Below are 26,791 nucleotides of genomic sequence, written 5' to 3'. Positions count from 1 at the left end.
TGACAACGGGTAGGGAAAACACAGCCATCAGTACTGGTCTTGGCACCGACGACCGTCAACGGGGCGAAAGATGAAACACTCTATCGATGTTAAGTTCCTGAAAACCTTTGCTTGTGTCGCCGACAAGCGCAGCTACAGCGACGCCGCGGCCACCCTGTTTATGACTCAGCCGGCGGTATCACAACACGTCAAAAAGGTCGAACAACACTTCGGGAAACGGCTACTGGAAAAAAGTGCCGGTCTGCGACTGACCCGCGAAGGGCAACTGGTGTTCCTCTATTCCCAGAAAGCGCTGCGACTGCAGGACGAGATGATGAGTGAGTTCGCCAAGCTGAACCAGCAGCAGTCCCTGAGTATCGCCTTCGATGACGGCCTCAGCCCGGATCTGGTGGTGGCCATCGCTCGAGTGCTGTCTGAATTGAGCAGCCTCAATTTGACCATGACTCGCTTCAGTGGCCCGCTTGCCGCCGGCCCTGAGGAGCGGGACCTGCTGCTGGGGATTGGTCGCACAGCGGATCAGATACCGGCCCGGGACATCATGCTGGAGCGGCCACTGCTGATGCAACACGGCAGTGCCGCCGAAGGCAATGACACCATCAAACGGGTCTTCTATTCCAGTACCCTGGAGCAGAAAGACGTCAGCGCCATCGCCGCCGATCACGGCCTCAACATTGGCGATGACTGCCTGTGGGTGCAGGCTACGGCGGCCCCCCTGCTGGAAGACGGCGGCAATCAATCGGAGCAGTTGCTGATCGCCCCGCCCTGGTCACTGCCGGCGCCGCAAACGGCCACCGAGCTCAGCGATCATCGGGTCAACTTCTATCTGCGGGCGTCACAGCAGTTTCGCAAGCATTTCGACATGTACGATCTCACCGACCGAATCCTGACGGTGGTGACCCAACACAGCCACAGAGAATGACCGCCAGGTTCAGCGCAGCCCCCCTCGAGCGGCCATGGCTCGGGCATAGAGGTACAACAGCAAGGCAACAATAAAAATCACTGCGGTGAACCCCAACGAAAATGGATCCCCCATCACCGCCATGCCATCGCTGATGCCATAGTTGTGCACCGTAGTCACCATCATCGCCAACCAGGACACCAGCAACACTCCCACGGCACGACGGGAGCGCAGCAACAGCAGCAGAGCCCCAAGCACGCCCCCCCACACCGCCAGCGCCCAGCAGGCGACCACCCAGGACGGCAAAGCATAGAAAAATGCCAGTTGTTCCTGAGTAAACTGGGCCATGTAGTCCTGATGCCGGGTCTGGGTCATCAGATAGTCGAAGGCCCCAGCGGCATTCCACAGCAAGGCCAGTATTGCCACCAGCCACAGGTGCCAGGGGGTCGATGCGGTTGTTGGTGTCATCACGCACTCTCCTTAGTGGTATCACTCGGGCGTCGACGGCCGTCAGCGTGCCAGCCAGTCGCTGGCCAACGTCGCCATCATCACCTTGTCCAGAAAGCGGCCATGCCGAAACCCCGCCTGGCGAAGCACCCCTTCGTGGACATACCCGGCTTTTTCATAAGCCCTGACTGCGGCGGGGTTGCTGGCAAAGGCGGTCAACTCAATGCGGTTCAGACCCAGCTGCCGGAATCCGTATTCGGTCACCAACCGGGTCACCTCAGTCCCCAGTCCCCGCCCCCAGTAACGCTTGTCACCGATCAGAATAAAATACTCGCCACAACGGTTAAGCTGACTGATGCCTACGATTCCAGCATAGCCAATCAACGCACCGCTGTCCGGGCACTCAATCGCCAACGACACGCTGCCGCGTTCATCATTAACCTGAGCCAGCCACTGGGCATACTGGGCCTGGGACTTGGGCAGGGAGAAACTGGACAGGCTGTACTGCACCACCTCCGGGTCACAAGACCAGAGGTAGAACTCGGCCGCATCCTCTACCCGCAGGCTGCGCAGACGCACCCCATTACCTTGAATCATCATACTAGTCGGTGACTCCCAATCGATTATCGCCCACCGAGCAGGCCACCACTCGCGACAAGCTGGCCAGGGGCAAGCCACTCTCATCCTGCCAGCGATTGAAGACGGCCTGAGCCTGACTCTGGCCCCGTTTTGAGGTGGGTGACGCATCCAGTAACTCATGAGCCTTGAGGTAGGCGATGATGTCTCCGGTCATCAGAAAGGTGTCGATGCCGACACTGCGCAAAAAATAGGGGCCGGTGTTACCGCCAAGTCGACTCCCGCTCCGTTTCAGCTCCGCCCACAGGCCGATGACATCGCGGCTGTCCCACTGACGCAGCCATTGGCCGAAGCTGCCATGCTCCTCCGCCAACGCCTGCACCATCTGGGCATTGTCCATGATCGCCTGCATCTTCTTGCCATGGCGAATCAAGGCCGGATCGCTGGCTCGCTGATCCAACTGCTCCGGTGACATCAGCAGCAGTTTCTGTGGGTCAAAGCCCCAGAATGCCTGCTCAAACGCGGGCCATTTGTTGTCGACCACTCGCCACACAAATCCGGATTTAAAGATCTGGGCACTCATGGCCGACAGCAGCTGGGCATCGCTTAGGGACGCCGCCCCATCGCCGGTCAGGGGCAACAAGGCGGTCAAGGCCGCATCGCCCCCTTTACGTTCGGCGGCCCGCTGCCAGAGCGCCTTAAAGGGTTCCTGTTTACTCATTCCGTTTCACGATTTCCTGATTGAGCCCCGCCTTCGATCGGGGACGACTTAATCTTGCTCCGACACCAGCGCCGACACCATGGCGCGAAGCGCCGCCGGTTTGACCATTTTAGCCATGTAACGGTAGCCACGTTCGGCCACCTCCTGCTTGAGCTCCTCACGGGTATCGGCAGTGATCAGCACTCCGGGCACCTCGGCACCGTAGCGGCGACGAATCTCATCCATGGCGTCCAGGCCATTGCGATGGTCATCCAGATGGTAATCCGCCAGCATGATGTCCGGTTTGAATCCCTTAAGCCCCATCTCGATGATCGCTTCTTCCAGGCTTTCCGCCAAGGCCACCTCGCATTGCCAACGCTCCAGCAAGGTGGACAAGGCTGCCAGAATCGCCGACTCATTGTCGATGCACAGCACCCGAACCCCCTGCAGCGGACTCAAAGACACCAGCTTGGGCGCACTGCGGGCCGGTACTGGAGCCGAGGTCACTGGCAAGGTTACCGAAAACATTGACCCCTCCCCCAACGAGGAGCGGACTTTCAGGGTATGACCCAGTACCTTGCTGATGCGATCCACAATCGCCAGTCCCAGGCCGATGCCCCCCACCCGGGCATGCAGGTTCAGTTGTTTGAATTCGTAGAAGATCTCCCCCAGCTTATTGTCGGCAATGCCACAGCCATTATCCCACACCTGGATCTCCAGTTGTCCGCCATGCAAGCGGGTTCCCATCACCACCCGCCCCTTGGGGGCGTATTTCAGGGCGTTAGTCAGAAAGTTCTGCACAATTCGCCGCAACAGGTTGGGGTCGGTGTTGATGCTGCAGGAACGCAGGTGGGCGGAAAAACGCTGACCGTTGCTGCTGGCCAGGGCCGAAAACTCGGTCACCAAGGGCTCGAGGATGTCCATCACATTGACGTCACTGCGGTTGACCTCCATGGTGCCGGACTCCAGCTTGGAGATGTCCAGCAGATCCGCCAGCAGATCGCCGGCGGTATGCAGAGAACCAGACACGTTCTCCACCGTCGGCAACAGCGCCCGATCCAGCTTCTGGTGCTGTGCCAACGCCGCCGTGAACAGCCGGGCGGCATTCAATGGTTGCATCAAATCGTGGCCAATGGCCGCCAGGAATCGACTCTTACTCTGGTTGGCCTCCGCTTCCGCTTCCTTGGCCAGCCGCAATTTCTGGTTCAGGCTGGCCAGCTCCCGGGTGCGCTCCTCCACCCGGGCTTCCAGGGTCACGTTCAGCGCCTGCAACTGCGCCTCCTGCTGCCGAAATTCGGTGATGTCGGTGAAGGTCATCACGAAGCCACCACCGGGCATGGGATTGCCCCGAATGCTGATCACCCGGCCATCCTGACGGCGGCGTTCGGAACTGTGGGCGCTGCCCTGACGCATAAAGTGCACCCGTCGATTGACGTGCTCCTCGATGCTGCCGGGGCCGCAATAGCCTCGCTGGGCGTTGAACTCGATGATCTGCTCCACCGACATCCCCAGTTGCAGGAAGCCGTCCGGGTAGTGGTACAGCTCCTGGTAGCGCTTGTTCCAGGCCACCAGCTTCAGATCCTGGTCCACCACACTCATCCCTTCATAAGCGTGTTCGATGGCACCGCGAAGCATGTCCTGGGACAATAAGATCTTGGCGCTGGCTTCGTCCATCAGCGAGAACACTTCGTCCAGGGCCAGATCCCGGCCCCGCAACACGCTGTCCATCACCAGGTCCGCCGACGATGCCCCCAGCACGCTGGAGAGCAGGCGCTCGGTATGGGCGATCAGCTCCAGGGGGGCACTGCGTCCCCAGGAGCGGGAATCGACGCTGGAGGGACTGAAGTCGGAAAAGCTCTGATAGGCCCGGGTCGGCCCCACAAACCGCGATGCCAACAGCAACAGATCGTGCTGAGTGACCACCCCCAGTAACTTGCTGGTGGCCCGGCGCTCCTCCGGCAACTGCACAAAGGCACTGGTCTGAATCCGCTCCGCCACCCCGGCCCGGAACACCATCGACCCCACCACGTAAAACAGGCCATTGGCCAACAGGGCCAGGAACAGGTCCACCACCGTCTGGCTGACTCCAAACACACTGGTCTGCTGCCCCAGTTCCGGCTGCAGCATCACCACAAACCACAGGATGAAACCGATGGTGAGGCCGCTAAGAACACCATTGCGGTTGCCGCCTTTCCAGTACAGTCCCCCTACCAGCCCCGGGGCCAGCTGAGCGAAAGCCCCGAAGGCCAGCATTCCCAACCGTGCCAGCGACTCCTGCGAAGTGATGCTCTGGTAGGCCAGCAGCCCCGCCAGCAGCAATAAAATGATGGTGATGCGGCGAGTGTTGAGCAGCAGGTTGGAAAACTGAGAGAAGTTTTGACTGCGAATGCGCCCGGAACGCAGCAGCAGCGGCACCAGCCACTCGTTGGACACCATGATGGAGATGGTCACCACCGCCACGATCACCATGCCGGTGGCGGCCGAGATGGTCCCCAGCAGCGCCACCACCGCAGTCCAGAAGTGACCGGTGGCCAGCGGCAGACTGATCACCATGGTGTCGGCGGCGGCACCGTCGGGCAGCAATAGGCCGCCAGCCAACGCCAATGGCACCACAAACAGGCTGAAAATGATCAGGTAACTCGGGAATAGCCAGCGTGAACGTTCCACCGCCCTGGGCTTATCGCACTCCACCACCATGACATGGAACATTCGTGGCAGGCACAAAAATGCCGCCATGGATAACACCGTTTCCGGTAACAGTCGCTGCAGGTGCAGGTTGTGGGACGTCTCGGTCATCAGCCCCTGGGCCCGAGCCTGCCCCAACAGGTCCCCCAGGCCATCAAACAGGCCAAATACCACCAACAGGCCGACGCCCACGAAAGCGGCCAGCTTCACCAGCGACTCAAAGGCGATGGCCAGCATCAGCCCGGGATTGTGTTCGGTGGCGTCCAGCTTGCGAGTGCCAAACAGGATGGCAAACACCGCCAGCACCGCCGAGATCAGCAACGCCAGGATGTCCCCTTCGATGGCACTGGTACCAGGCTGAAACAGGCTAAAGCTGAGCACCATCGCCTTCAGTTGCAGGGCGATGTAAGGCATGATGCCGAACACCGCAATCAGGGTCACCAGGGCCGCCAGTAGCTGAGATTTGCCGTAACGGGCGGCAATGAAATCCGCCACCGAGGTGATGCTTTGCTGCTTGGAGACGGTTACCAGTTTTCGAATCACCCCGAAACCGACGGTAAACAGCAAAATGGGGCCGATGTAGATGGGAATGAACCCCCAGGGATCGGTGGTGGCCTGACCGACGGTACCCAGAAAACTCCAACTGGAGCAATACACCGCCAGCGATAGGCCATAAACCCAACGCTTGACCCGACCCGGAATCTGGCGGATATAGCGCTCGCCTCCCCAGGCGATCAAAAACAGCAGACTCAGGTAGCACAGGGCGGCAATGCCGATCAGCAGGGTCGAATTCATGTTGTTATTCTCGTTATTCCTTCAACGCTTATCATGCCAGCTCAACCAGTTAGCGCAAAGTCACCGCAGGCAACTATGCTCAATTAGCTAGACCAATGTCTAATGGTTGAACTCCGGCCATCTTGCAAAACTCACAGTCAACACGACATGAATCAAGAGAAGGATTCCTCGATGAGCACGCAGTCTCTCTATCCGGTGAATGCCGACTTCGCCGCCGGCGCAAAAGTGAACGAAGAACAATACCGCCGCATGTATCAGGAATCGGTGGTCAATCCCGAGGGCTTTTGGCGTGAACACGGTCAACGCATCAGCTGGTTCAAAGACTACACCAAGATCCGCAAAGTCTCCTTTGATGACCACAACCTGTACATCAAGTGGTTCTACGACGGTACCCTTAACGCCTCCTACAACTGCCTGGACCGTCACCTGGACAGCCGCGGCGACCAGCCGGCGATTATCTGGGAAGGGGACGACGCTTCCGAACAGTTAATCCTGACCTACAGCCAGTTGCATCAGCAGGTCTGTGCCTTTGCCAACGCCCTGCGCGGCCAAGGCGTCCAGCGCGGCGACGTGGTCACCATCTACATGCCCATGGTGCCGGAAGCCGCAGTGGCGATGCTGGCCTGTGCCCGCATCGGCGCCATCCATTCGGTGATTTTCGGCGGTTTCTCCCCCGACTCCATCGCCAGCCGCATCATCGACGGCAAGTCCAAGGTGGTGATCACCGCCGATCAAGGGGTTCGCGGTGGCCGGATTATTCCGTTGAAAGCCAACGTCGATGCCGCCCTGGACAACCCGGACGTCACCACGGTCGAGCGGGTGATCTGCCTGAAGCGCACCGGAGGGGACATTCAATGGCAGCAGGGACGCGATATCTGGTGGCACGAACTGATGGCCGTCAGCTCTCCCTATTGCCCCGCCGAAGAGATGGGCGCCGAAGATCCGCTGTTTATCCTGTACACCTCCGGCTCCACCGGCACCCCCAAGGGCGTGCTGCACAGCACCGGCGGCTACATGGTGTACGCCTCCATGACCCACGAATACGTGTTTGATTACCGCGATGGCGAGATCTACTGGTGCACCGCCGACGTAGGCTGGATCACCGGTCACTCCTACATGGTGTACGGGCCGCTGGCCAATGGCGCCACCCTGCTGATGCACGAAGGGGTGCCCAACTGGCCCAGCCCGGCCCGAATGGGCGAGATCATCGATCGCCACAAGGTCAACATCGTCTACACCGCGCCGACACTGATTCGGGCCCTGATGGCCGAAGGCGAAGCGCACTTCGACGGTTTTGACGGCAGCAGCCTGCGGGTGCTGGGCTCGGTGGGGGAACCCATCAACCCGGAAGCCTGGCGCTGGTACTACGACGTCATCGGCAAAGAGCAGAACCCCATCGTCGACACCTGGTGGCAGACCGAAACCGGCGGCATCCTGATTTCGCCGCTGCCCGGAGCCACGGATCTGAAACCCGGCAGCGCCACCCGGCCCTTCTTCGGTGTGCAACCGGCATTGGTAGACAACATGGGCAACCTCATCGATGGCGCCGGTGAAGGCAATCTGGTGCTGCTGGATTCCTGGCCCGGGCAGATGCGCAGTGTCTACGGCGATCACGACCGTTTTGTTCTGACCTACTTCAAGACCTTCCGCGGCATGTACTTCACCGGTGACGGTGCCCGCCGCGACGAGGATGGCTACTACTGGATTACCGGACGAGTGGACGACGTCATCAACGTCTCCGGCCACCGTCTCGGCACCGCCGAAGTGGAAAGCGCTCTGGTGGCCCACCCGGATGTGGCCGAAGCGGCCGTAGTGGGCTACCCCCATGACATCAAGGGCCAGGGGATCTACGCCTACGTCACCCTCAACAAGGGCACCGAGGAAACCGAAGCCCTGCGGCAAACCCTGCGCCAGTGGGTGCGCTCCGAGATTGGCGCCCTGGCCACGCCGGACCTGATTCAGTGGGCTCCCGGACTGCCCAAGACCCGTTCCGGTAAGATCATGCGCCGCTTCCTGCGTAAGATTGCCGCCAACGAGGTAGGCAGCCTGGGTGATTCCTCGACCCTGGCGGATCCAACGGTCATCGACAGCCTTATCGAAGCCCGTCTGAATCGCAACGAATCCTGATAACGACCTATCGTTACCCTTGCCCGGCCCCACCTCGGTGGGGCTTTTTTCTGTCTGGTCGCCCGCCCCTGGTCATAAAAGTGTCACAACGCTCGCCTACCCTTGCCAAGTCTCCTTCAGGTAACCGGCTATGTTTGCTGTTTTTAAAACTTTTTTTCTTCTTGGCTGCATCAGTTTTGGCGGCCCGGCAGCCCACATCGGCTACTTCAGGCGGGCCTTTGTAAGCCAACGCCGCTGGCTCAGCGACCAGCAGTTTGCCCAATTCGTGGCCTTAAGCCAGTTCCTTCCCGGCCCAGGCTCCAGTCAACTGGGGTTCGCCATTGGCTATCAGCGCCGGCGGTTACCCGGGGCCATCGCGGCCTTCGTCGGCTTTACCCTGCCCTCGGTGCTGCTGATGTTGATGCTGGCCATGGCCAGCCACCAATGGCAGGACAGCCACAGTTTTGTCGCAGTGGTTCACGGACTCAAACTGCTGGCCGTGGTGGTGGTGGCCGATGCAGCCCTGGGGATGTTCAATAACTTCTGTCGCCATCGGGTCACCGCCTCCGTGGCCATCCTCAGTGCCGCGGTACTGCTGATGGCTCCGACTCTGGCAACCCAGGTGCTGGTGCTGCTGACGGCGGCGCTGCTGGGGGCCCGACGGGGGCGAGCGACTCCGGCCTACGAAGCAGTCAACGGGCACTGGCGCTGGAGGCCATTGCTGCTGTTTGCCGCCCTGATGCTGTTGCCACTGGCGCTTCCCGGCCAACCACTGGCACAGCTGTTTGGCCAGTTCTATCAGGCCGGCACCCTGGTCTTTGGCGGTGGCCACGTGGTATTGCCACTGTTACAGCAGCTGGTTGGAGACACCCTGAGCCCTGAGCAGTTCCTCGGCGGTTACGCCGCCGCCCAGGCGATGCCCGGCCCCATGTTCACCCTGGCCACATTTCTGGGGTTTCAGTTGTCACCGACAACCCCGCTCATCGGAGCCCTGCTGGCCACCATCGCCATCTTTCTGCCGGGGTTTCTGTTGCTGCTGACGGTGTTGGGGCGCTGGCAATCCCTGGCCTGCCATCCCCGTTGTGCCGGAGCCATTGAAGCGGTCAACGCCAGTGTGGTCGGCATCCTGATCGCCGCCCTGTACGACCCGGTGTTTGTGTCCTCAGTCGCGTCCGGGCAGGATATGGCCCAGGTGCTGCTGGGATTGGCGCTGCTCAGGGGCATGAAAATGCCCATCGTGGTACTTGTGGCTGGCTTTTTACTCATCGGCGTGGTGCCAACCCTAGTGTGATCGCCCCGTCACTCCGGCTGCGGGTAGATTTTGCACTTGCGACAGGGGGCGTCGGCATAACCCAGGGTGAACTTACACCGCGGACAGGGGCGCTGCTGAGGCGGCTGCACCACCAGTTGCGGCTTCGGTGGCGCCAGCACCCGCTTCAACACCACCCCCAGCACCAGGGCTATGACCGCCAGGCCGGCTCCCATCATCCAATTCATACTGCGTCACTCATCATCTTGGTGGCCATGGCCGCTTCTCTGTGCGGCTCAGGGTAGCCCCATTGGGCCCCAGCTGTCTGTGACCGGTGGCTAACGGCCATAAAAAACCCCGCCGAAGCGGGGCAAGGACGGAAGGAGCCATTAACTGAGACTGGCACCGGACGCCAGTACCACCCGGTTGCGCCCTTGCTCCTTGGCGCGGTACAACGACTGGTCCACTCGTTTGATCAGTTGGTTGAGGCGCTCGCCCGGCAACGTCTGCGCCACCCCGAAACTGGCGGTTACCGAGGTTGCCATCGGCATCTGCTCGATCAATGCACGCAGTTTTTCTGCCAACAGACCGGCGCTGGCTTCGTCGGTGCCCGAACAGATCACCAGGAACTCCTCGCCGCCCCAGCGCCCCAGGTGATCCACCTTACGCACGTTCTCCTTCATGCTCTGGGCAACCTGCACCAGCACCTCATCCCCGATCTGGTGACCCAAGCTGTCGTTGATGGCCTTAAAGTGGTCCAGATCCATCAGAATCACAGAGAAAAACTGCTGATAACGCTGATAACGCTCCATCTCCGCCAGCATCAGCTGATCGAGGCGACGACGGTTGTGAACATTGGTCAGCACGTCGGTAACCGACATCTTTTCGATGGCTTTACGATCGGTGATGTCGGTGGCCACCTGCGAGAAACCGATCACCTGACCTTTACTGTCCAGTTCCGGAGTGATCACCGTATCCACCCAGTACTCCTGGCCCTCTTTGTGCAAGTTCCTCAGTTCTCCGCGCCAACTCAGGCCGTTGGACAGCGCCTGTCGAATCTCCTGGTGCTGCTGCAGCGGGTTCTCTGGGTGGCGAACCACGGCGTGGGTTTTGCCCTTGAGCTCCCACAGCTTGTATCCGGAGGTCTCGCAAAACGCACTGCTGGCCTGAGTGATTCTGCCCTGGGCGTCGGCGCTGCTGGTAATCACATGCTGATCCAGACGCTCGGTGGTTCGCCTCAGCTCCCCGAGAGTATCCTGTAATCGGTTCTGCAAGTGCGCCGGAACCACTGCTGCCACCCAGGACAACGGAAAGGAGATCAAAATAACGCTGCCGGCAATCAACAGTGCCGCCAGAGTATTGGCTTCCATCATCTGGGTCAGCGACTCCCGGGTGGGCGTCATGATCACCTTGAGCTTTTCGCCGTTATCAAACAACTCATCGATGCTGAAGCTGTGCACCTGAGTATTGCGACTGTCACTGCCTGCCAGTATTGCCGGCGCCAATGCCGGCATCATATCGAACAGGGTGCTGCGATTGGGCAGATAGCGACTCCAGGATTGAGCCGAATTCGGGCTGACCAGCACCTCCCCATCGCCATCCACCAGCAGCACTTCGAAATCCACCGCCCGGGTTAACTCCTTGAGCATCAGCTTGGCTTCGGTATTGATGATCACCATTCCGGCAAAGCGGTTGTCCACATAGATCGGGGTCGCCACCCGGAACGTCGGCCGAATCGGCTGCTCCAGGGCACCGTTTTCCCTGTTCAGATCCAGTTTGGAGTGCCAGTGCTGTCGCGCCGGCAGATGACGGGTCTCGGCAAAATAGTAGCGCTGACTCTTATTCTGCAACCGATCCGGGCTGATCAGAGCCGGGTTGATGTCGCCGCGCCGACGATCCACTCGAACCCGTTCCATGCCGGAACGATCCAGATAACGGACCTGCATGTACTCTGGTTGCGACCGAGCCGACATCAGGAACAGATTGTTCATGGCCTGCAACCGCTCCTCAGAGGGGGCATCGATGTACGCCAGTGTTAGCGGGTTCTCTGCCAGGGCGGTCACCATCGACTCCAATGACGCCACCGAGGTACGCAGCTTTTCCAGTTTCAGGTTTTTTTCCGCATCAAACCTGTGCTCTACCGACTGGTCGATGTTGGTAGACTGCAACCGATAGTTGATCAGTGACGACAACAAGGCCACGGCAATGCCGAACACGATAAAACACACCGACAACAGCAGGTAACTGTTACGGTTGCTCAGCGACCGCTTGCTCAGCCACCGGTTGATAAAGCTCTCTCTACTCATGAATCGAAACCAGTCCGCTGCACCCAATAAGGAGGCATGCTACCGCAAACGCCGCTAACTGACAGTGGTCCGCGCTGTGGTCGTTTCGGCCCGGGCCACGGCCCTCCTTCGACGCCCTACCGCATTTGCGGTCAACGCAACAGTCCCATTTTGGGGGATTCCTGGCCCCATTTCGCCCCATATTGGCCTCTCGGTAGCCCCACCTCGAAGGCGTTGACCAAGGAATTCATAAAAAGTTAAAACGCGATCACAGTCAGACTTCACCCCAATGCCGACGACTGGCGGCCAATTGTTGGTCATTTGAGTCATCAAAGCGATCCCCGACGAGGGCCCCGATTGATAATTGCTTGCTGGAGGTGTAGAAAGAGAAACACGATTCTTCGAAGGCGAATTCGCAATGTCCAAGATCAAAAACGAAAAAGCGTTACTGAAGAAAGCGATGCAGATAGGTGAAGCCTACGCCGTCAAGGCAGGCTACCACTCTTTCAGTGGCACCGATTCGGCGGATCAGAAGGTAGAGTGCATCTACCGTTTGCTGGTGCACGACAAGCTGCTGACGCCCCTGCCTCAGGAGCAGGAAAACGGTGTCAACATGAAGCACCGACTGGTGAAATGGATCGCCGGCAAACTGCCCAAAGACCACCCCCTACTGCAATAATTTCCCCGGGTGCGGCTTGCCGCACCGTCTTCACTGTCCAGCGTACGGCCAACAGATTGATGCAACTTCGTCCATACCAACACGCCTCGGTTCAGGCGGTGATTCGTCACTTTCGTCTGCACCAGAGCCCGGCGCTACTGGTGCTGCCCACAGGTGCCGGAAAAAGCGTCATCATCGCCGAACTGGCGCGATTGGCCCGGGGGCGGGTGTTGGTCTTGACCCATGTACAGGAGTTGGTGGAACAGAATCACAGCAAGCTGGTGGCCATGGGCCAGAATGCCGACATCTTCTCCGCCGGCCTGGGTAAGAAGCAAGCCGATGGAAAGGTGGTATTTGCCTCGATTCAATCCCTGGCCGCCGCTCCTAAGGCCTGTAACCAGGCCTTCTCCATGGTGATCATCGACGAGTGCCACCGGGTCAACCTCAGTGGCGACAGCCAGTATAAACAGGTGATTGATGCCCTGAATCACGCCAATCCGTCGCTGAAAATACTGGGGCTGACGGCCACCCCTTATCGGTTGGACCAGGGCTGGATCTACCAACAGCACAGCAACGGCACCCTGCGTAGTGCCGATCCTAAGCCCTTTAAAACCTGCCTGTTCGAGCTGCCCATCGGTCAGTTGATCAAGGAAAAGTTCCTGACTCCGGCTCGCATCATCGACGGCGCCGTGGCCTCGTTGCTGCTGCCCAGCGACAACGACGATCCGGACACCATGCTGATCAACCAGGGCCGAGCCACCAGCCTGATCTGTGATCAACTGGTAAAGCTGGGGCCGCAGCATCAAGGGGTGCTGGTGTTTGCCGCCTCGGTACGCCATGGCGAGGAGATTGTCGGCAAACTGCCTGCCGGGGACAGCGCCCTGATCACCGGCGCCACCCCGGGACCGGAGCGGGACACCATCCTCCATCAATTCAAGCAGCAGAAACTCAAGTACCTGGTCAATGTCTCGGTGTTAACCACCGGTTTTGATGCCCCGCACATCGACCTGATCGCCATCCTGAGGCGTACCGATTCGGTGGCGCTGTTCCAGCAGATGGTGGGGCGGGGACTGAGGCTGCATCCGGGAAAGACCGAGTGCCTGGTGCTGGATTTTGCCGGCAATGGCTATTCGCTGTTTTCTCCGGAAGTGGGCGAACCCAAGCCCAAAGCCGACGCCAGTGTCGTCGAGGTTCCCTGCCCCAAATGCGGTCACCACAACCATTTCTGGGGCAAGGTGGATGACAACGGCTGCATTCTCGAGCACTTTGGCCGCCGCTGCCAGGCATTGATCGAAGACGGTAACACTCAACAGCAGTGCGATTTTCGATTTCGATTCAAAGAGTGCCCTAACTGCCTGGCCGAAAATGACATCGCCGCTCGCCACTGCCACCAGTGTGATACCGCCCTGGTGGACCCGGATAAACGCCTCAAAGAGGTATTGAAACTCAAGGATTACCTGGTTCTGCGCTGCGCCGGCATCGCCTTTAGCCCGGTCCAGCTCAAATCCGGCCAGGCGGGCGTCAAGGTCAGTTGGTTCGACGAAGACGGCACCGAGGTCAGCCAACACTTTGGCTTTACCACTCCGGGTCAAAAAGGCGCCTTTTACCACAACTTTGCTCGCATGCACCTGCGTGCCCCGGGCACGCCTCTGCGACTGCCGAACGTGGAGGCGATTCTGGCCTCGGCGTCACTGTTTCGCCACCCCGACTTTGTGGTGGCCCGCAAAGAAAAATACGGCTGGAAGGTGATCGAGACCCTGTTTGACTATCGAGGTCGCTACCGGAAAGCCGATAGTGCTTATTAGTGATACCGATTGAACTGTGATAACCCCATATAAAATAAAGAAAATTCGTTTTACAGTATAAAAAACCCAATTTAGCGTTAGCCGCAATGTATGGTATAAATTAGTCAGAATTTTGATGGAGAACCCCATGTTTGTTGTCATTTTTGGCCGTCCCGGCTGCCCTTACTGCGTTCGTGCCAAACAGATCGCCGAATCCCTGACCGAATCCCGCGAGGACTTTAAGTTCCGCTATGTGGACATGCACGCCGAAAGCATCAGCAAGGAAGATCTGGAAAAGACCGTCGGTAAACCGGTTGCTACCGTGCCTCAGATCTTCATCGATCAGGAACACGTTGGCGGTTGCACCGAATTTGAAGCCTACGCCAAAGAAAATCTGGGCCTGTACGCCTAACCGCACCAAGGGCGGAAACAGGACGTTTCCGCAATGCCCCTTCAACACCGAGATCCCTCTCACACTCTCACAAATAGAAACGATTATCATTTGCAATTGGTGGCAATTCAAGCGACACTGACCACTCTCATCCCATTCCAAGGAATCGACCGCTGTGCCCCACATCGCCACCCAAGCCAGTTCAGAGCGATTACTGATCCTTAAGCAGGCGTTTTTCAACGGCATCGTGGCGACACTGGCCAGCATCGGCCTGGGATTTGGCTTTAAACTGTGGCTGGCTCAGTGGGTAGCCAAGTCGGACCTCGCTCTCTATAACACCGTCATCGACGTCATCTCGCTGTCGCTGATCCTGTTGACCGGATTCCGTTCCTCGATGGTGGTCAGCTACAGCCAGACCCGCAAAGACCGCGATATCATCAACATCTTTCGCATCAGCTTAATCCTGATGGTGCTGCTGACTTGGGGCTTGGTCATCCCTTACATCAAGCACCGCCTCCACATCGATGTGGGCTATTTCGAGCTGGTGGGGGTCATCATGGCCATGGGACTGAAGGTCTACGCCAGTAATCTTCTGGGAATGTACCGCCTGTACCACCTCAGCAACCGTTTTACCTGGATAGAACCGCTGGCCAACATCGGCTTCTTCCTGGTGTTGTGGTTTGGGCTGCAACTGGGCGCCATGCAGGCCCTGTTTTACAGCATGATTCTCTCCAGCGGCAGCACCGCCATCTACATGTTGCGTCAGCGGCGCAAGGTGATCGCCACTCAACCCATTGGCAAAGTGCAGATGGAACCGGCGATGGTGGCCTATGTGAAGAAGAGCTTTACCGCCGCCCTTGAGGCCGGTGCCAGTATCCTGATGATCTACATCACGGTGCTGCTGACCATTCGCGACTTCAGCATCAGCGAATTGGGGGACTTTCAGGTGGTGATACGGCCGATCCTGACCTACATGACGCTGCTGTTCGTCTTCCCCATCTACCGCTTCGTGTTGCCGGAGTTAACCCATTGTCTTCGCGATGGCGCTCATCATCAGGTCGAGGCGATCAAGCGCTGGGTTTTTCGATTGTCAGGAACGGTCGGAGTCACGTTCTTTGCTATCACCGCCCTGTTTGGTGACACCCTGATTGGCTGGCTGTTTCCCGAAGAGTACGCCCAGGCGGCGCCGGTGCTCACCCACCTGGCCCTGTTCTTTGTCTTTATGATGCTGAACGCCTACCAACTGGCTTACATTAAGGCCAACGGCCGTTTTACCCTGAGCCTGGCCATTCGACTGACCGGCATTGTCACCCTGCTGATCAGCTACAGCATCCTAACCCTGCTCACCGACAACGTGGTGGCGGTGGTGATTGCCCAAGGCTGCGGCTACGTGATGATGTTCGTTCTGTCGATGTTCGCCGAACACCAGCTGCAGCGGCGCCACACTGGTTCCGGGCTGCAAACCGCTTAGGCGACCAAGGCGCAGCGGCTCCCGGACTCAACTGCGTTTAATGCGAACTACCTTCATCACCTCGACCTCAAATCCGGCGACACTCTCCACATCGGCGTAGTAAGTCAGATTGACCCGGGCCCCTTTCAAACTTTGGTAACGCTGTTTGCGCTTATATTTGAAGGCCACAGAGTGGCCCTCCAGCATCAGGGTATTGCTGATCCAGTCGCCGCTGTCCCGCTGCACGTGAGACACCACTTTCATAAACTCGGAGTGAACCAGTTGCCGATGCCGCTGAGTCAGGGCCGTGGGGTCGGAGGCTTTCATCAGCACACCCTGGTCAGTTGATCGGCCAGGGTCAGGCAATGACGGCGCAGGGTATCGATCACTTCAGGGTCGATGTCGGTTTTTTGCTCCAGCTCAGTCTTCAGTGCCGCCGCCTGTTGTTGAAGCGCCTGGCCAGTTTCGGTCAGGGCAATCACCTTGCGGCGTTCATCCTCACTGCTGACGGTACGGGTCAACATCCCTTTTCCTTCCAGGCGCTTAACCACCGGGGTCAGACTACCGGGGTCGAGCCGGGTTTGTCGGGACAGTTCGGTCAGGCTGACCCTGTCCTCCAGCCACAGCGCCTGCATCACCAGATACTGACCATAGGTCAGATCAAATCGCTCCAGCAGAGGCCGGTACGCTCGAGTCAGCGCATTACTGGCGGTATAGAGGGCAAAACACAGGTTGTCTGACAATTGCGGTTTCATAAATTCTCCCGAGTGAAGCTGCATCATACCCGTCCGCAAGCATTTCTCAAATAATTAGCGCGCAAAACATTTGTACTCAAACAGTTCATGCGCTACAGTGGCGACATTAGTTAGCGCGCAAACCAATTGCACAACAGTCATTAAGGATAAACCATGAACAGCCACATGATTACTCTGGCCAGTCGCCCGGTAGGCCTGCCTACCGCTGACAATTTTCAACTGCAGTCCCAGGAGCTGGCGCCGCTTCAACCCGGGCAGGTACTGATTAAAAACCTGTGGATGTCGGTCGACCCTTACATGCGTGGCCGTATGATTGACCGCAAGAGTTACATCGCCCCCTTTCAGCTGGGCGAGCCACTGGAGGGCGGTGCCATCGGCGAAGTGATTGAGTCCCAACACCCGGATTTTTCCGTCGGCAGTCATGTCAGCAGCATGCTGGGCTGGCGCAGCCACTTCATCAGTAATGGCGACGAATTGACCCGCCTGCCTGACACTCCGCTGCCGCTACAGAGTTTCCTCGGCATTATGGGCATGCCCGGCATGACCGCCTGGGTCGGACTCAATCGCATTGCATCGCTCAAAGCCGGCGACACCGTCTTTGTGTCGGCGGCATCGGGTGCTGTCGGCAGCGCCGCCTGTCAGATCGCCAAACTGGCAGGCTGCACCGTCATCGGCTCCACCGGCTCGGCCGAAAAAGTAGCCCAGTTGAAACAGCTGGGTGTGGATGAGGTGATCAACTACAAGCAGGTGGCCTCCCTCAGCGACGCCATCGCCACCGCCGCACCACAGGGCATCGATGTCTATTTTGAAAATGTCGGCGGCGATCATCTCGAAGCGGTGTTGAACCACATGAACGATCATGGCCGCATCGCAGTGTGTGGCATGATAGCCCAGTACAACGACACCGAGGCTCAACCCGGGCCGGCCAACCTGGCCAACCTGATCATCAAGAAGCTGAAGATGGAAGGCTTTATCGTGTTTGATCACTGGGATCATTATGGCGAATTCGCCGCCCAGATGGGCCAGTGGCTTGCCGAAGGAAAAATTCAGGCTCAGGAAACCGTTTATCACGGACTGGACCAGGCAGCCAATGCCTTCATTGGCCTGTTTGAAGGCAAAAACAACGGCAAGATGCTGGTGAAACTGGCCGACTAACCGCCGTTTGCCCGGGGTTGGCGCCACTCCCTTCCGGCGCCAACCCCAACTCAGTGTTATGCTTACTGGTACGGGTCAGGGAATGTCGCGCCAGTGGAGGAGGGAATAGTGCATCACCATGCGTTGATCAATGCCTTAAAGGCCAGCCAAAACTGGATTAACCAGTTCAATCACGGCAATCTCGACTACTGCGTCGCCAGCTACACCGAAGAAGCCCAACTCGAAGTGATTCCCATGGGGCGCTTCGAGGGACGCGAAGCCATTCGCGAATTCTGGCAGGGCATCATGCAATCGGGCGCCGCCGACCTCTGTTACCGCAAAACCTGGCTGAAACTCATCGATGACAACAATGTCCAGCTGGGCAGCGAGTGGTCAATGAACATCGGCCATGGCATCATCACCTTGGAACAGTGGCAACGTCAGGCCGACGGCCACTGGAAACTGACCCACGATGCGTTTGAAATACTGGAGCAATACTAATTCCCCCTCTGCCCCACAGTTGCAACTTGCTTCAGCTGCCGCTAATTTAAAGGGCTGACGCTTCGACCAAGGATCGACATGGACAGTTTGCAATTCACGCAGGTCGCCCCACCCAACGACAACGAGATCGCGGCACTAAAGCAAGGACTGACCGGCTTTAACGATGCGGTCAGTGGCAGCCTGCAACATGAAAAAATTGCCTGCTTCATTAAAAACAGCTGTGACGACATCGTTGGTGGCATCGCCGGTGAGGTAAAGCTTGGCTGGCTCCATGTCGACGGCATCTGGGTTCAGGAGTGCCAGCGACGCCAGGGAGCCGGCTCGCGGCTGCTTGCTCAACTGGAGGGGTACGCCCACGCCAAAGGCGCTCACGGCATCCACATCAAAACCACCAACTTCATGGCACTGGAGTTCTACCAGCAACACAGCTACGAAGTCTTTGCCAAGCTGGAAGACATGCCTCCGGGTTATGTCAGCTTTTTCCTAAAGAAAGAACTCAACGCCCAGATGTAAGTCATCGCTACTGCGACAGGCCACCATCAACGTCGTCCAGGCAGGGCGTCAAAGAACCGGTACCCAGCAACCAATCAGTGAGCGGCCAGGTAATGTTAAAGTTGACTCGATTCATTCGTTTCGGGTGATGATGCAGTCGATGGCGCTCACGCATTCTGGCCAAGCACCCTATTCGGAACAACCGGTGAGTCGCCGGCAGATGCCAGCAGAAGTGGCTGACCTCGTACCACAGGTAGGCGGCCACCGTCGTCGCCAGCCACAGCCAACCACTGTTGGCCCCCAACCATGCTGACAACAACAGTCCAACCGCCGCATTGCTTAGGCTGATCACCACAATCAGATACAGTGGAAACAGCACCACCCGCCAATCGCGACTGTCCCGACACAGCAGATCCTGGTGAGTGAAAAAACGATGATGATCGCCACTGTGACGTTGATAAAACAACGGCAGAATCCGGGTCCGCCGGTGCCCGAGCCAGCGATGAGCGACGTACTCAAGCACATTGGCGATCAACAGGGCCACCGCCACTGTCCACCATTGCCACCCCGACACCGACTCCAGTTGTCCCAGAGCCAGGGCGATCACTCCGCTTCCCAGCAGCGCCACAGCCGCCGCATGCCAAGGCCCGCGGTAATTGGCCGATATCCCCTGCCGGTAGTGTCGCTGAAAAGCCCGTTGCTGCTCCATCGTATCCATGCTGGCGATTCCCTTTGCTATGCCCGATCGCTCAAGCTAACGGCATTGCCACCAAACTACAACCGCCGGAAAAATCATCAATGAACAAAACTAAAATAAAACAGGCACTCACTATCGACGACCGCGCAAACTCCAATGCCCATTGCCACGGCGCATTCACTCATAAGACCTTTCCATGGCACAATCTGTTCAAAACACCCCAACAAAGTGACATAATACCCCACCAAAATGGCATCAGATTTACAAATAAAACCATTAACAACAGATGTTTAGAGTAATTCGCTAAGGCGTAAATGGCAGGTGGCGCGGAGTCGTAATGGATTATCAACAAGTTGAGCTGTCAAAGGTACAAGACACAGCCAAACAGTGGCTGCCCGGCCTGCAGCTGCTGGAACGCTCCCTGGGGGCCCACGCCCTCATCGCCTTCCTGGACCACGACGATGCCCTGCAGCCTCTGCTCGCGTCCCCGGCCCTGGCTGAGGACGAACAGCGTCAACTGATGCAGGAAGTCACCGCCAAGCGGATCACCGAGACGGCCTTTACCACGAGCATGACTCCGACCGACGCGGTGCCTGCACCGCAACTGATGATTGAGCTGTTCTTTCCCACTCAGGCCCTGTTCGGAATTCTGTGCCTGTGCACCGGCAATGACTCCCTGCTCTGCGACGATGCGCTTATCTTTGCCGACAACCTGGCGGGCCGCATTCAGCGGGACCTGGCCCGGTTGCAGCAGCACAGCCTCAGCCAACTCAATCAGCAACGAAGCCAGTCTACGCCTCCCTCATTGCCGACACTGCAGGCATTCATCAACAGCATCGAAGGCCATATCTGGATCAAGAATCTGCAGGGCGTCTATGTCTGTGCCAACCACAACGTCAGCCGTGACTGGGGCACCTCCCCCATCGGCAAAAACGACTTGCAGCTGTTTGGGCCCGAACGCAGTGCCATTTTTGATGCCGCCGACCGCAACGCCATCCGCAGTGGCAAGCCCATCGTCACCGAAGAGTGTGCCGATGCCGATGACTCGGATCAGAGCCGCTGGCTGGAAACCACCAAGAGTCCGGTGATTTCCGAGTCCGGTGAGGTGGTGGGCGTCATCGGCATGACCCGTAACATCAGCCAGAGAAAGGCGTTTCAGGATCAGTTGTCCCTGGCAGCCACGGTGTTTGCCAACTCGGTCGAAGGGGTCCTGATTACCGATCGCCACGGCACCATTATCGAAGTCAATAACGCCTTTACTGATATTACCGGCTACCGACGTGAGGAGGCGCTCAGCCTCAACCCCCGCATTCTCAAATCCGGCCGTTACGACACTGGCTTCTACGAAGCGATGTGGCAATCCCTCACTCAGGAAGGCCAATGGCAAGGTGAGTTGTGGAACCGCCGCAAGGGCGGCAGCCTCTACCCTCAGATGACCACCCTCAGCGCGGTGTACGACGACCACCAACGCATTCGATATTACGTGGCGGTGTTTGCCGACATCTCGGAGCAAAAGCAGGCCGAGGAGCGCCTGGCCCACATGGCCTACCACGATCCGCTCACCGGACTGCCCAACCGGGCCAAGATGCAAGCGGAACTCAAGTTGGCCATCGAGCGGGCCGAAGAACACCATCAGCAGATGGCGGTGGTGTTTGTCGACGTCGACCATTTCAAACTGATCAACGACAGTGCCGGCCACCTGGTGGGAGACGAAGTGTTGTGCGAAGTCGCCAAGCGGCTGAAACAACAGGTTCGCCAGGTCGATACCGTCGCCCGGATCGGAGGGGACGAATTTGTGGTGCTGCTGTCGGGCATTTCCGATAGCCAGGCGGCCACGGCGGTGGTCAGCAAACTGATGGCCCTGTTTGAGCGCCCGATAGTTCTGGGCAGTGGCGATCAGTTACGCCTGACCTCCAGCCTGGGCATCGCCCTGTACCCCCAGGACGGCCACGACAGTGACACCCTGCTGAAACACGCCGACAACGCCATGTATCGTGCTAAACAGCAGGGACGCAACAGCTTCTCGTTTTTCACTCAGGCACAGAATGAGCGTTCATTGGAGCACCTGAAGCTGCAGAGTGATCTCCACGATGCCGTCGCCAACCACGAGTTGCGCCTGAACTATCAGCCGCAATACGAACTGGCATCAAACCGCATCGTCGGCATCGAAGCGCTGATCCGCTGGCACCACCCCAGACTGGGGGTGCTGGCGCCGGCCCGGTTTATCAGTATTGCCGAGCGCATGGGGCTGATCACCGACATTGGCCTGTGGGTGTTGACTCAAGCCTGTCATCAGGCCAGCCAATGGCTGTCTCAGGGCTTAGAGTTTGGCCGAATTGCGGTGAATGTCGCGGGCCCGCAACTGTTACGGCGGAACTTTACCAGCGAGGTTCAGGCGGTACTCAAGCAAACCGGCTGTCCGGCCAGTGCTCTGGAGTTGGAAGTCACAGAAAACTTCCTGATTCAGAACCCCGATGACGCTATCCGCAACCTGGATCAGCTTAGAGCGTTGGGAATCCACATCGCCATCGACGACTTCGGGACCGGCTACTCCTCCCTCAGCTACCTGAAGCGATTGCCACTGACCACGCTGAAGATCGATCAGAGCTTTGTTCATGGCATCAGCGTCGACAATGACAATCAGGTCATCGCCAAAGCGATCATCTCCATGGGCAACTCTCTGGCTCTGAATGTCATTGCCGAAGGGGTGGAGACCAGAGAGCAGGCGCAATTCCTGGCTCAAAATGGCTGTCGCCAGGCCCAGGGCTTTCTGCTCAGCAGGCCGGTCGGAGAATCGGTCATGCAGAAGCTGTTGACACAACAGCAGACCTCGCCGCTGGTGTAACGACTTAGTAGAAAGCGGCATGGCGTCCAACATCGTCCTGCCGGTCGAAGCCCATGCCCGGTGAGGATCAGGCCCCTCAGGCTAGATCATGATGCCAATGCTGCCTAAGGCAATAAACAACACCGACAGAATGAAGCACTCTCGAATCACTATCTTCATCATCTCTCCTCACGCCAAATGGGTACCCCCCAGCCCCTGACGAGCCAAAGTTTGCAGCCGAAGGCCGTCCTTCCGCGCCCGTTCTCTTAGGCAGAAGCCCGGCTTAACTGAACCGCAAAGCACCGAAGCCTGACACCCGCGGTGGCAAAACGGACTGACCCTGGCAGGCCAAAATTCGATGGCACGACTCAGGGAGTGGGGTCTCAAAGTTCGCCAGAGCGCATGGGTTACCATCGCCTGAGAACCAAGGACTCCATAATGACACAAAAATTGATTAGACATCAAATTAAAACAGGGGCAGAAGTGCATATAAATGCAAGTAACAACGGTGATTTTTGATAAAATTGCGTTCGAAACGACTCAGCAATGAATAGATATAGAAGTCTTCGTTTGACCTCAAATTAAAACATCAACACCGGTCGCTGCGGGCTCTGTGAACCTAAAGCGACAAATTACGGTTGGGGAACGCCAACACCATGCTGGCGGCTGCTCAGCTGTTCGAGAGGATTGAAGTGACGGTTAAACACCGCCCATCGAGGAAAAAAGCTCGGAGGGCGACGGCCCTGGCGCGGCGACTGTGGCCGCTAACGGACACTGCGGCTATACACCTCCAGTCCCCGGTCCAAAGACGACAACCAGACGGTCAGAGACTGATGACCTCGCATCAATTCCACTTCGACACTGGCCCCCTCAGAAGCCAGTCCGGCCAACTTTAGGTCTTCGCGATTAAAGGCACGCTGGCCATCTATGGCCAGGATCACATCACCAGGCTTAACGCCCTGGCGACTGGCTTCGCTGTTGGAATAGACACTGCCCACATACAATTGATTCGGCAAACCAGCCCTGGCCAAGGCACTGCCATAAGCCTCACTGGACACCGACCGCCGCGCCTGCTGCCAGATCGCCAGTCGTTGACGCTTCAAAGAGCCGTCGAAGGCCCAGCCTTCGGACAGCGCCTGGTGCTGTAACGCCTGATCCAGCGCCATTGCTTGCTGAATCTGAGCCAGTGCCTGCTCGGCCATGCCCACCTCATCACTTTCGGGAGTCGGGGTCTCGGTGGCCGGGGGGGCGTCCACAGCAACGCTCACAGCCGTCCGATCGGGACCACGCTCCGACGGGGCAAGGCCGGCCAGTGGAATATCATGACGCTCGGCGATGTGGTACACCACCGCCATCAACAGCGCCAACTCCTGATTCAACAGTCGGTTTTCCTCCTGCAGCAACTTTAACGCCGCAGGCTCGGGAGCCGGGAGTTCAACCACCGGCGCTACGGAAATCGTCGATTCAAGCACGGTGGCGCCAAGCGCCCCCAGCAACACTCCGGCCACTCCCCAGCTCAGTGACTTCTGCACCATCCCCTCCTTCACCCTCGGGCAATTAACCCCAGTAAAACAAAGGCTGAGTCACATTACAAACGGGATATAAACAAGATTTTTCGAAGGGAAATCAACCGCAGTCACGACTCAATCAGATGAGACAGCCTGGCTTGATCGCCGGACTCATCCAACATCACCTTACAAATTCTAAGGCGATAATGACGAATCAGGTCTCGGTGGTGGGGGTCTTCAGCGACGATGCGCTTCAAGTGCTGATGCCAATGATCGACGTCCTGAGTGCTTTGCCAAAACGACAGGCTTAACAACCGATGCTCATCCATCATGCTCTGGAAGCGCTCGATGGAGATCAGCCCCGGATGCTCATTGATCAGCTCCAGCAGTTGACTGGCTAGGGCCATTAACGCGCCCTTACCGGTTTCGGTGGGATACACCTCAAGAATTACCGTTATCATCATCGCTCCCTGCTCGGGGTCACCCATAGGTGACCCCTGCTCCTCGAGGCTGCTTCTGTTTGCCCGAGGCCAAAATCAGCGCTGCGCCGTCAATTGGCACAGCTTGACGATCACCTCGACCGCCTGCTCCATTCCCTCTAAGGTAATGAATTCGTGCTTACCATGAAAGTTAAATCCTCCTGTGAACACATTGGGGCACGGCAGTCCCTTGTAGGACAACACTGCCCCATCGGTGCCACCGCGAATCGGCTTGATGTCGGGCTCGATACCGCAACTGCGCATGGCATCTTCCGCCAGCTCGATGATGTGCGGATGGGGCAGCACCTGCTCTTTCATATTGCGATAGCCTTCCTGCCACTCCAGTACACAAGGCATTCCCTGAGCGGTAAAAGCCTGAGCCTGGGCCTCCAGGTAGGCTTTACGCAGATCCAGGGAGGTCAGGCAGAAGTCCCGCACAATGTAACTCAGGCTGGCTTCGGCAGTACCACCGTTGATGGCGACCAGGTGGTAGAAACCCTGATAACCGTCGGTGTGCTCTGGCGTTTCACTGATGGGCATCTGCTGATGAAAACGAGTCGCCAAAGTCAGGGCATTGACCAACTTGCCTTTGGCAGTCCCCGGGTGAACCGAGTTACCGGTAAATCGCAACGTGGCACTGGCGGCGTTGAAATTTTCGTACTCCAACTCCCCCACCGGACCACCATCGATGGTATAGGCCCACTGGGCGCCAAATTTGGCTACATCAAACTCACTGGCTCCACGGCCAATCTCCTCGTCGGGAGTGAATCCAATGCGAATGTCACCATGAGGGATCTGCGGGTTGGCCTTAAGCACCATCATGGCGGTGATGATCTCGGCAATACCCGCTTTGTTGTCGGCCCCCAACAGCGTCGAGCCGTCGGTGGTGATTAAGGTCTGCCCCTTGAGGCTGGACAGTACCGGGTACTGAGCCGGGTCCAGGCGATCACCCTGCTCGCCAAGCGCGATAATGCCGCCATCGTAATCTCGAACAATCTGAGGCTTAACGTCTTTACCCGAGGCATCCGGGGCGGTATCCATGTGCGCCACAAAGCCGATGCAGGGCACCGGAGTGTCGATGTTGGCCGGCAGGGTCGCCATCACATAGCCGTTGTCATCCAGGCTGACGTCCGTCAGGCCCAGAGTCAGCAACTCGTCATGCAGCGCTCGGGCCAGAACCCACTGTCCCTCAGTACTGGGCAGCGACTCACTGGTGGCGTTGGACTGGGTGTCGAAGGTAACGTAATGCAGGAATCGATCTAACAGCTTTTCCATAAGGACTCTAATCTGGCTAGGGGCAAACGCCCATTATGCCAGCGCTCAAGAGCCACTGGGGGTGCGTCAGATCACGTCTGTGCCAACGCAACCTAGTCTGAGTGCGCTCGAACCTGCCTCAGACAGTGCGCCATGACCTGGTTGTTGTACTGGTGGACCACATTCTGAGCATTAAATAACTGGGGTAACTCCAGTAGCAGCACCAGAGCGATCAATCCCAAGCCCCAGGGCTGCGGCAATACCAACAGCAATAGGAGGCCCAGCAACATCATCGCCAGATTGAACATGCCACGACCCAAACGCCTCAGGTAGAAGTGGTGCAACCCGGCAACAAAACACCAGTTCAGGGCGGCATAGGTATCCGGATCTTTTACCAACTGCCGCTCCATGGCGTAGTATCGCTGCCGCTGAGGGTCACTCAGCGTCCGAATCTCCTGCCTCAATTGCTCTTCCTGTTGGCGCAGCTGTTCACTTTGCTGAGTCATGGGTACTCCCTGGGAATCGGGTCATGAATAATATGGGGACAATCCGGGTCACTGCAGCGACGAATCCGCTGCCAACCGAGCACAATGCCACGGCGGGCACCGAAACGCGCAATCGCCTGACGGGTGTATTCCGAACAGCTGGGCTCAAAGTTACAGCTGAGATTAAAATAACGCCGGGCACCGCCGCCGCGCTGATAGCGACCAATCAGGGCAAGGCACAGCCGTTGCCCCAAGCCTAGCGGCTGTTTCAACGAGTGCGACCCAGAGTCACGATCACCGCTTCCCGCTCCCAAAACAGCAAAAAGCGCTTACGCTCGATGACCTGAAACACCAATTGCCAGCCGGCGGCGGCTTCCTCGTTGAGGGTCGCTTCCACTTTTTTCAACGGCAGGCCACTGGAACCCAGCAACAGGGTTCCGCAGCCGCCTTCGGCGATGTGAATCACTTTGTATTCGCTAAACTGAGACATTGTATTTCCAGACTAAACCACGATGATGGTTTAAATTACTCGGTTCAAAATACAAAAATCAACTGCGATAACAAATAATTACACATCAAGAAACCAAGGTCACATTCGCCACGGTCCAACCAGGGCCAGGACCGAGGCTCCCCGTTCA

General features: G+C 58.0%; 26 protein-coding genes. 11 read left to right on the top strand and 15 right to left on the bottom strand.

The window, feature by feature from the left end; all coding sequences use genetic code 11:
• Positions 1–70: 70 nt before the first annotated feature.
• Positions 71–919: a LysR family transcriptional regulator gene (locus J8Z22_RS07365; RefSeq protein WP_252009828.1), complete on the top strand. Its 849-nt coding sequence runs from the start codon at positions 71–73 to the stop codon at positions 917–919.
• Positions 920–928: 9 nt separating this feature from the next.
• Here the strand turns inward: J8Z22_RS07365 and J8Z22_RS07360 are convergent, their stop codons facing one another.
• The 4 genes from J8Z22_RS07360 to J8Z22_RS07345 are packed head-to-tail and all read right to left on the bottom strand — an operon-like array spanning position 929 to position 6,101.
• Entirely contained in the window at positions 929–1,366 is a 438-nt protein-coding gene (locus J8Z22_RS07360; RefSeq protein WP_252009826.1) for a hypothetical protein, read from the bottom strand.
• A gap of 42 nt (positions 1,367–1,408) precedes the next feature.
• Complete coding sequence (locus J8Z22_RS07355; protein WP_252009824.1) at positions 1,409–1,945, bottom strand: GNAT family N-acetyltransferase; 537 nt, start codon at positions 1,943–1,945, stop codon at positions 1,409–1,411.
• Between the two features lies 1 nt (position 1,946).
• Complete coding sequence (locus tag J8Z22_RS07350) at positions 1,947–2,642, bottom strand: DNA-3-methyladenine glycosylase I (protein WP_252009822.1); 696 nt, start codon at positions 2,640–2,642, stop codon at positions 1,947–1,949.
• A 48-nt stretch (positions 2,643–2,690) separates the two neighbouring features.
• Positions 2,691–6,101 carry a PAS domain-containing hybrid sensor histidine kinase/response regulator gene (locus J8Z22_RS07345; protein ID WP_252009819.1) on the bottom strand — a complete coding sequence of 1,137 codons (3,411 nt, stop codon included), beginning with the start codon at positions 6,099–6,101 and terminating at the stop codon, positions 2,691–2,693.
• A gap of 171 nt (positions 6,102–6,272) precedes the next feature.
• Here J8Z22_RS07345 and acs point away from each other — a divergent pair, with 171 nt between their 5' ends.
• Together acs and chrA are read left to right on the top strand one after the other, a co-directional pair.
• Entirely contained in the window at positions 6,273–8,228 is a 1,956-nt protein-coding gene (gene acs, locus J8Z22_RS07340; protein WP_252009817.1) for an acetate--CoA ligase, read from the top strand.
• Between the two features lie 130 nt (positions 8,229–8,358).
• Positions 8,359–9,498 carry a chromate efflux transporter gene (gene chrA, locus J8Z22_RS07335; protein ID WP_252009815.1) on the top strand — a complete coding sequence of 380 codons (1,140 nt, stop codon included), beginning with the start codon at positions 8,359–8,361 and terminating at the stop codon, positions 9,496–9,498.
• A gap of 8 nt (positions 9,499–9,506) precedes the next feature.
• Here the strand turns inward: chrA and J8Z22_RS07330 are convergent, their stop codons facing one another.
• Together J8Z22_RS07330 and J8Z22_RS07325 are read right to left on the bottom strand one after the other, a co-directional pair.
• Entirely contained in the window at positions 9,507–9,704 is a 198-nt protein-coding gene (locus J8Z22_RS07330; RefSeq protein ID WP_252009813.1) for a hypothetical protein, read from the bottom strand.
• Between the two features lie 141 nt (positions 9,705–9,845).
• A complete protein-coding gene (locus J8Z22_RS07325) occupies positions 9,846–11,762 on the bottom strand; it encodes a diguanylate cyclase (RefSeq protein ID WP_252009811.1) in 1,917 nt (638 codons plus the stop codon).
• A 397-nt stretch (positions 11,763–12,159) separates the two neighbouring features.
• On the opposite strand from J8Z22_RS07325, the gene J8Z22_RS07320 reads away from it, so the two are divergent.
• The 4 genes from J8Z22_RS07320 to J8Z22_RS07305 all read left to right on the top strand — a co-directional run bounded on the left by J8Z22_RS07320 (position 12,160) and on the right by J8Z22_RS07305 (position 16,045).
• Entirely contained in the window at positions 12,160–12,420 is a 261-nt protein-coding gene (locus tag J8Z22_RS07320) for a DUF5062 family protein (protein WP_028113620.1), read from the top strand.
• A gap of 59 nt (positions 12,421–12,479) precedes the next feature.
• Positions 12,480–14,204, top strand: coding sequence for a DEAD/DEAH box helicase (locus J8Z22_RS07315; RefSeq protein WP_252009809.1), 1,725 nt, complete (start codon positions 12,480–12,482; stop codon positions 14,202–14,204).
• Between the two features lie 127 nt (positions 14,205–14,331).
• Positions 14,332–14,595: a GrxA family glutaredoxin gene (locus tag J8Z22_RS07310; protein ID WP_028113622.1), complete on the top strand. Its 264-nt coding sequence runs from the start codon at positions 14,332–14,334 to the stop codon at positions 14,593–14,595.
• 154 nt (positions 14,596–14,749) lie between these two features.
• The gene (locus tag J8Z22_RS07305) at positions 14,750–16,045 is read left to right on the top strand and encodes a lipopolysaccharide biosynthesis protein (RefSeq protein WP_371878113.1); all 1,296 of its coding nucleotides are present in this window, start codon (positions 14,750–14,752) and stop codon (positions 16,043–16,045) included.
• Between the two features lie 27 nt (positions 16,046–16,072).
• On the opposite strand, the gene J8Z22_RS07300 is transcribed toward J8Z22_RS07305, so the two are convergent.
• Complete coding sequence (locus J8Z22_RS07300; RefSeq protein WP_028113623.1) at positions 16,073–16,351, bottom strand: hypothetical protein; 279 nt, start codon at positions 16,349–16,351, stop codon at positions 16,073–16,075.
• Entirely contained in the window at positions 16,351–16,779 is a 429-nt protein-coding gene (locus J8Z22_RS07295) for a MarR family winged helix-turn-helix transcriptional regulator (protein WP_028113624.1), read from the bottom strand. The genes J8Z22_RS07300 and J8Z22_RS07295 overlap by 1 nt, the downstream gene beginning before the upstream one ends.
• A gap of 153 nt (positions 16,780–16,932) precedes the next feature.
• On the opposite strand from J8Z22_RS07295, the gene J8Z22_RS07290 reads away from it, so the two are divergent.
• The 3 genes from J8Z22_RS07290 to J8Z22_RS07280 all read left to right on the top strand — a co-directional run bounded on the left by J8Z22_RS07290 (position 16,933) and on the right by J8Z22_RS07280 (position 18,927).
• Positions 16,933–17,934, top strand: a complete 1,002-nt coding sequence (locus tag J8Z22_RS07290; RefSeq protein WP_252009807.1) for an NADP-dependent oxidoreductase — start codon at positions 16,933–16,935, stop codon at positions 17,932–17,934.
• Between the two features lie 108 nt (positions 17,935–18,042).
• Positions 18,043–18,414 carry a nuclear transport factor 2 family protein gene (locus tag J8Z22_RS07285; RefSeq protein ID WP_252009805.1) on the top strand — a complete coding sequence of 124 codons (372 nt, stop codon included), beginning with the start codon at positions 18,043–18,045 and terminating at the stop codon, positions 18,412–18,414.
• A gap of 78 nt (positions 18,415–18,492) precedes the next feature.
• Positions 18,493–18,927, top strand: coding sequence for a GNAT family N-acetyltransferase (locus tag J8Z22_RS07280; protein ID WP_156897063.1), 435 nt, complete (start codon positions 18,493–18,495; stop codon positions 18,925–18,927).
• Positions 18,928–18,934: 7 nt separating this feature from the next.
• Here the strand turns inward: J8Z22_RS07280 and J8Z22_RS07275 are convergent, their stop codons facing one another.
• Positions 18,935–19,624 carry a sterol desaturase family protein gene (locus tag J8Z22_RS07275; protein WP_252009803.1) on the bottom strand — a complete coding sequence of 230 codons (690 nt, stop codon included), beginning with the start codon at positions 19,622–19,624 and terminating at the stop codon, positions 18,935–18,937.
• Positions 19,625–19,940: 316 nt separating this feature from the next.
• Here J8Z22_RS07275 and J8Z22_RS07270 point away from each other — a divergent pair, with 316 nt between their 5' ends.
• The gene (locus J8Z22_RS07270; RefSeq protein WP_252009801.1) at positions 19,941–22,448 is read left to right on the top strand and encodes a GGDEF and EAL domain-containing protein; all 2,508 of its coding nucleotides are present in this window, start codon (positions 19,941–19,943) and stop codon (positions 22,446–22,448) included.
• 743 nt (positions 22,449–23,191) lie between these two features.
• Here J8Z22_RS07270 and J8Z22_RS07265 read toward each other — a convergent pair.
• The 6 genes from J8Z22_RS07265 to J8Z22_RS07240 all read right to left on the bottom strand — a co-directional run bounded on the left by J8Z22_RS07265 (position 23,192) and on the right by J8Z22_RS07240 (position 26,643).
• A complete protein-coding gene (locus J8Z22_RS07265; protein WP_252009799.1) occupies positions 23,192–23,962 on the bottom strand; it encodes a PDZ domain-containing protein in 771 nt (256 codons plus the stop codon).
• 101 nt (positions 23,963–24,063) lie between these two features.
• Entirely contained in the window at positions 24,064–24,399 is a 336-nt protein-coding gene (locus tag J8Z22_RS07260) for an antibiotic biosynthesis monooxygenase (protein WP_169629285.1), read from the bottom strand.
• Positions 24,400–24,471: 72 nt separating this feature from the next.
• Entirely contained in the window at positions 24,472–25,689 is a 1,218-nt protein-coding gene (gene pepT, locus J8Z22_RS07255) for a peptidase T (RefSeq protein WP_028113628.1), read from the bottom strand.
• A gap of 92 nt (positions 25,690–25,781) precedes the next feature.
• The gene (locus J8Z22_RS07250) at positions 25,782–26,174 is read right to left on the bottom strand and encodes a TM2 domain-containing protein (protein WP_252009797.1); all 393 of its coding nucleotides are present in this window, start codon (positions 26,172–26,174) and stop codon (positions 25,782–25,784) included.
• On the bottom strand, positions 26,171–26,425 hold the full coding sequence (gene yidD / locus J8Z22_RS07245; protein WP_245595604.1) for a membrane protein insertion efficiency factor YidD: 255 nt from the start codon (positions 26,423–26,425) through the stop codon (positions 26,171–26,173). Before yidD ends, J8Z22_RS07250 begins: the two co-directional genes overlap by 4 nt.
• Positions 26,422–26,643 (bottom strand): DUF4177 domain-containing protein, encoded by a 222-nt coding sequence (locus J8Z22_RS07240; RefSeq protein ID WP_028113631.1) that lies wholly within the window; start codon positions 26,641–26,643, stop codon positions 26,422–26,424. The genes yidD and J8Z22_RS07240 overlap by 4 nt, the downstream gene beginning before the upstream one ends.
• Positions 26,644–26,791 lie beyond the last annotated feature (148 nt).

This window comes from Ferrimonas sp. SCSIO 43195 (assembly GCF_023716685.1).
GTDB classification, from domain to species: Bacteria; Pseudomonadota; Gammaproteobacteria; order Enterobacterales; family Shewanellaceae; genus Ferrimonas; species Ferrimonas kyonanensis.
This window is presented reverse-complemented; position numbering and strand designations above follow the sequence as displayed.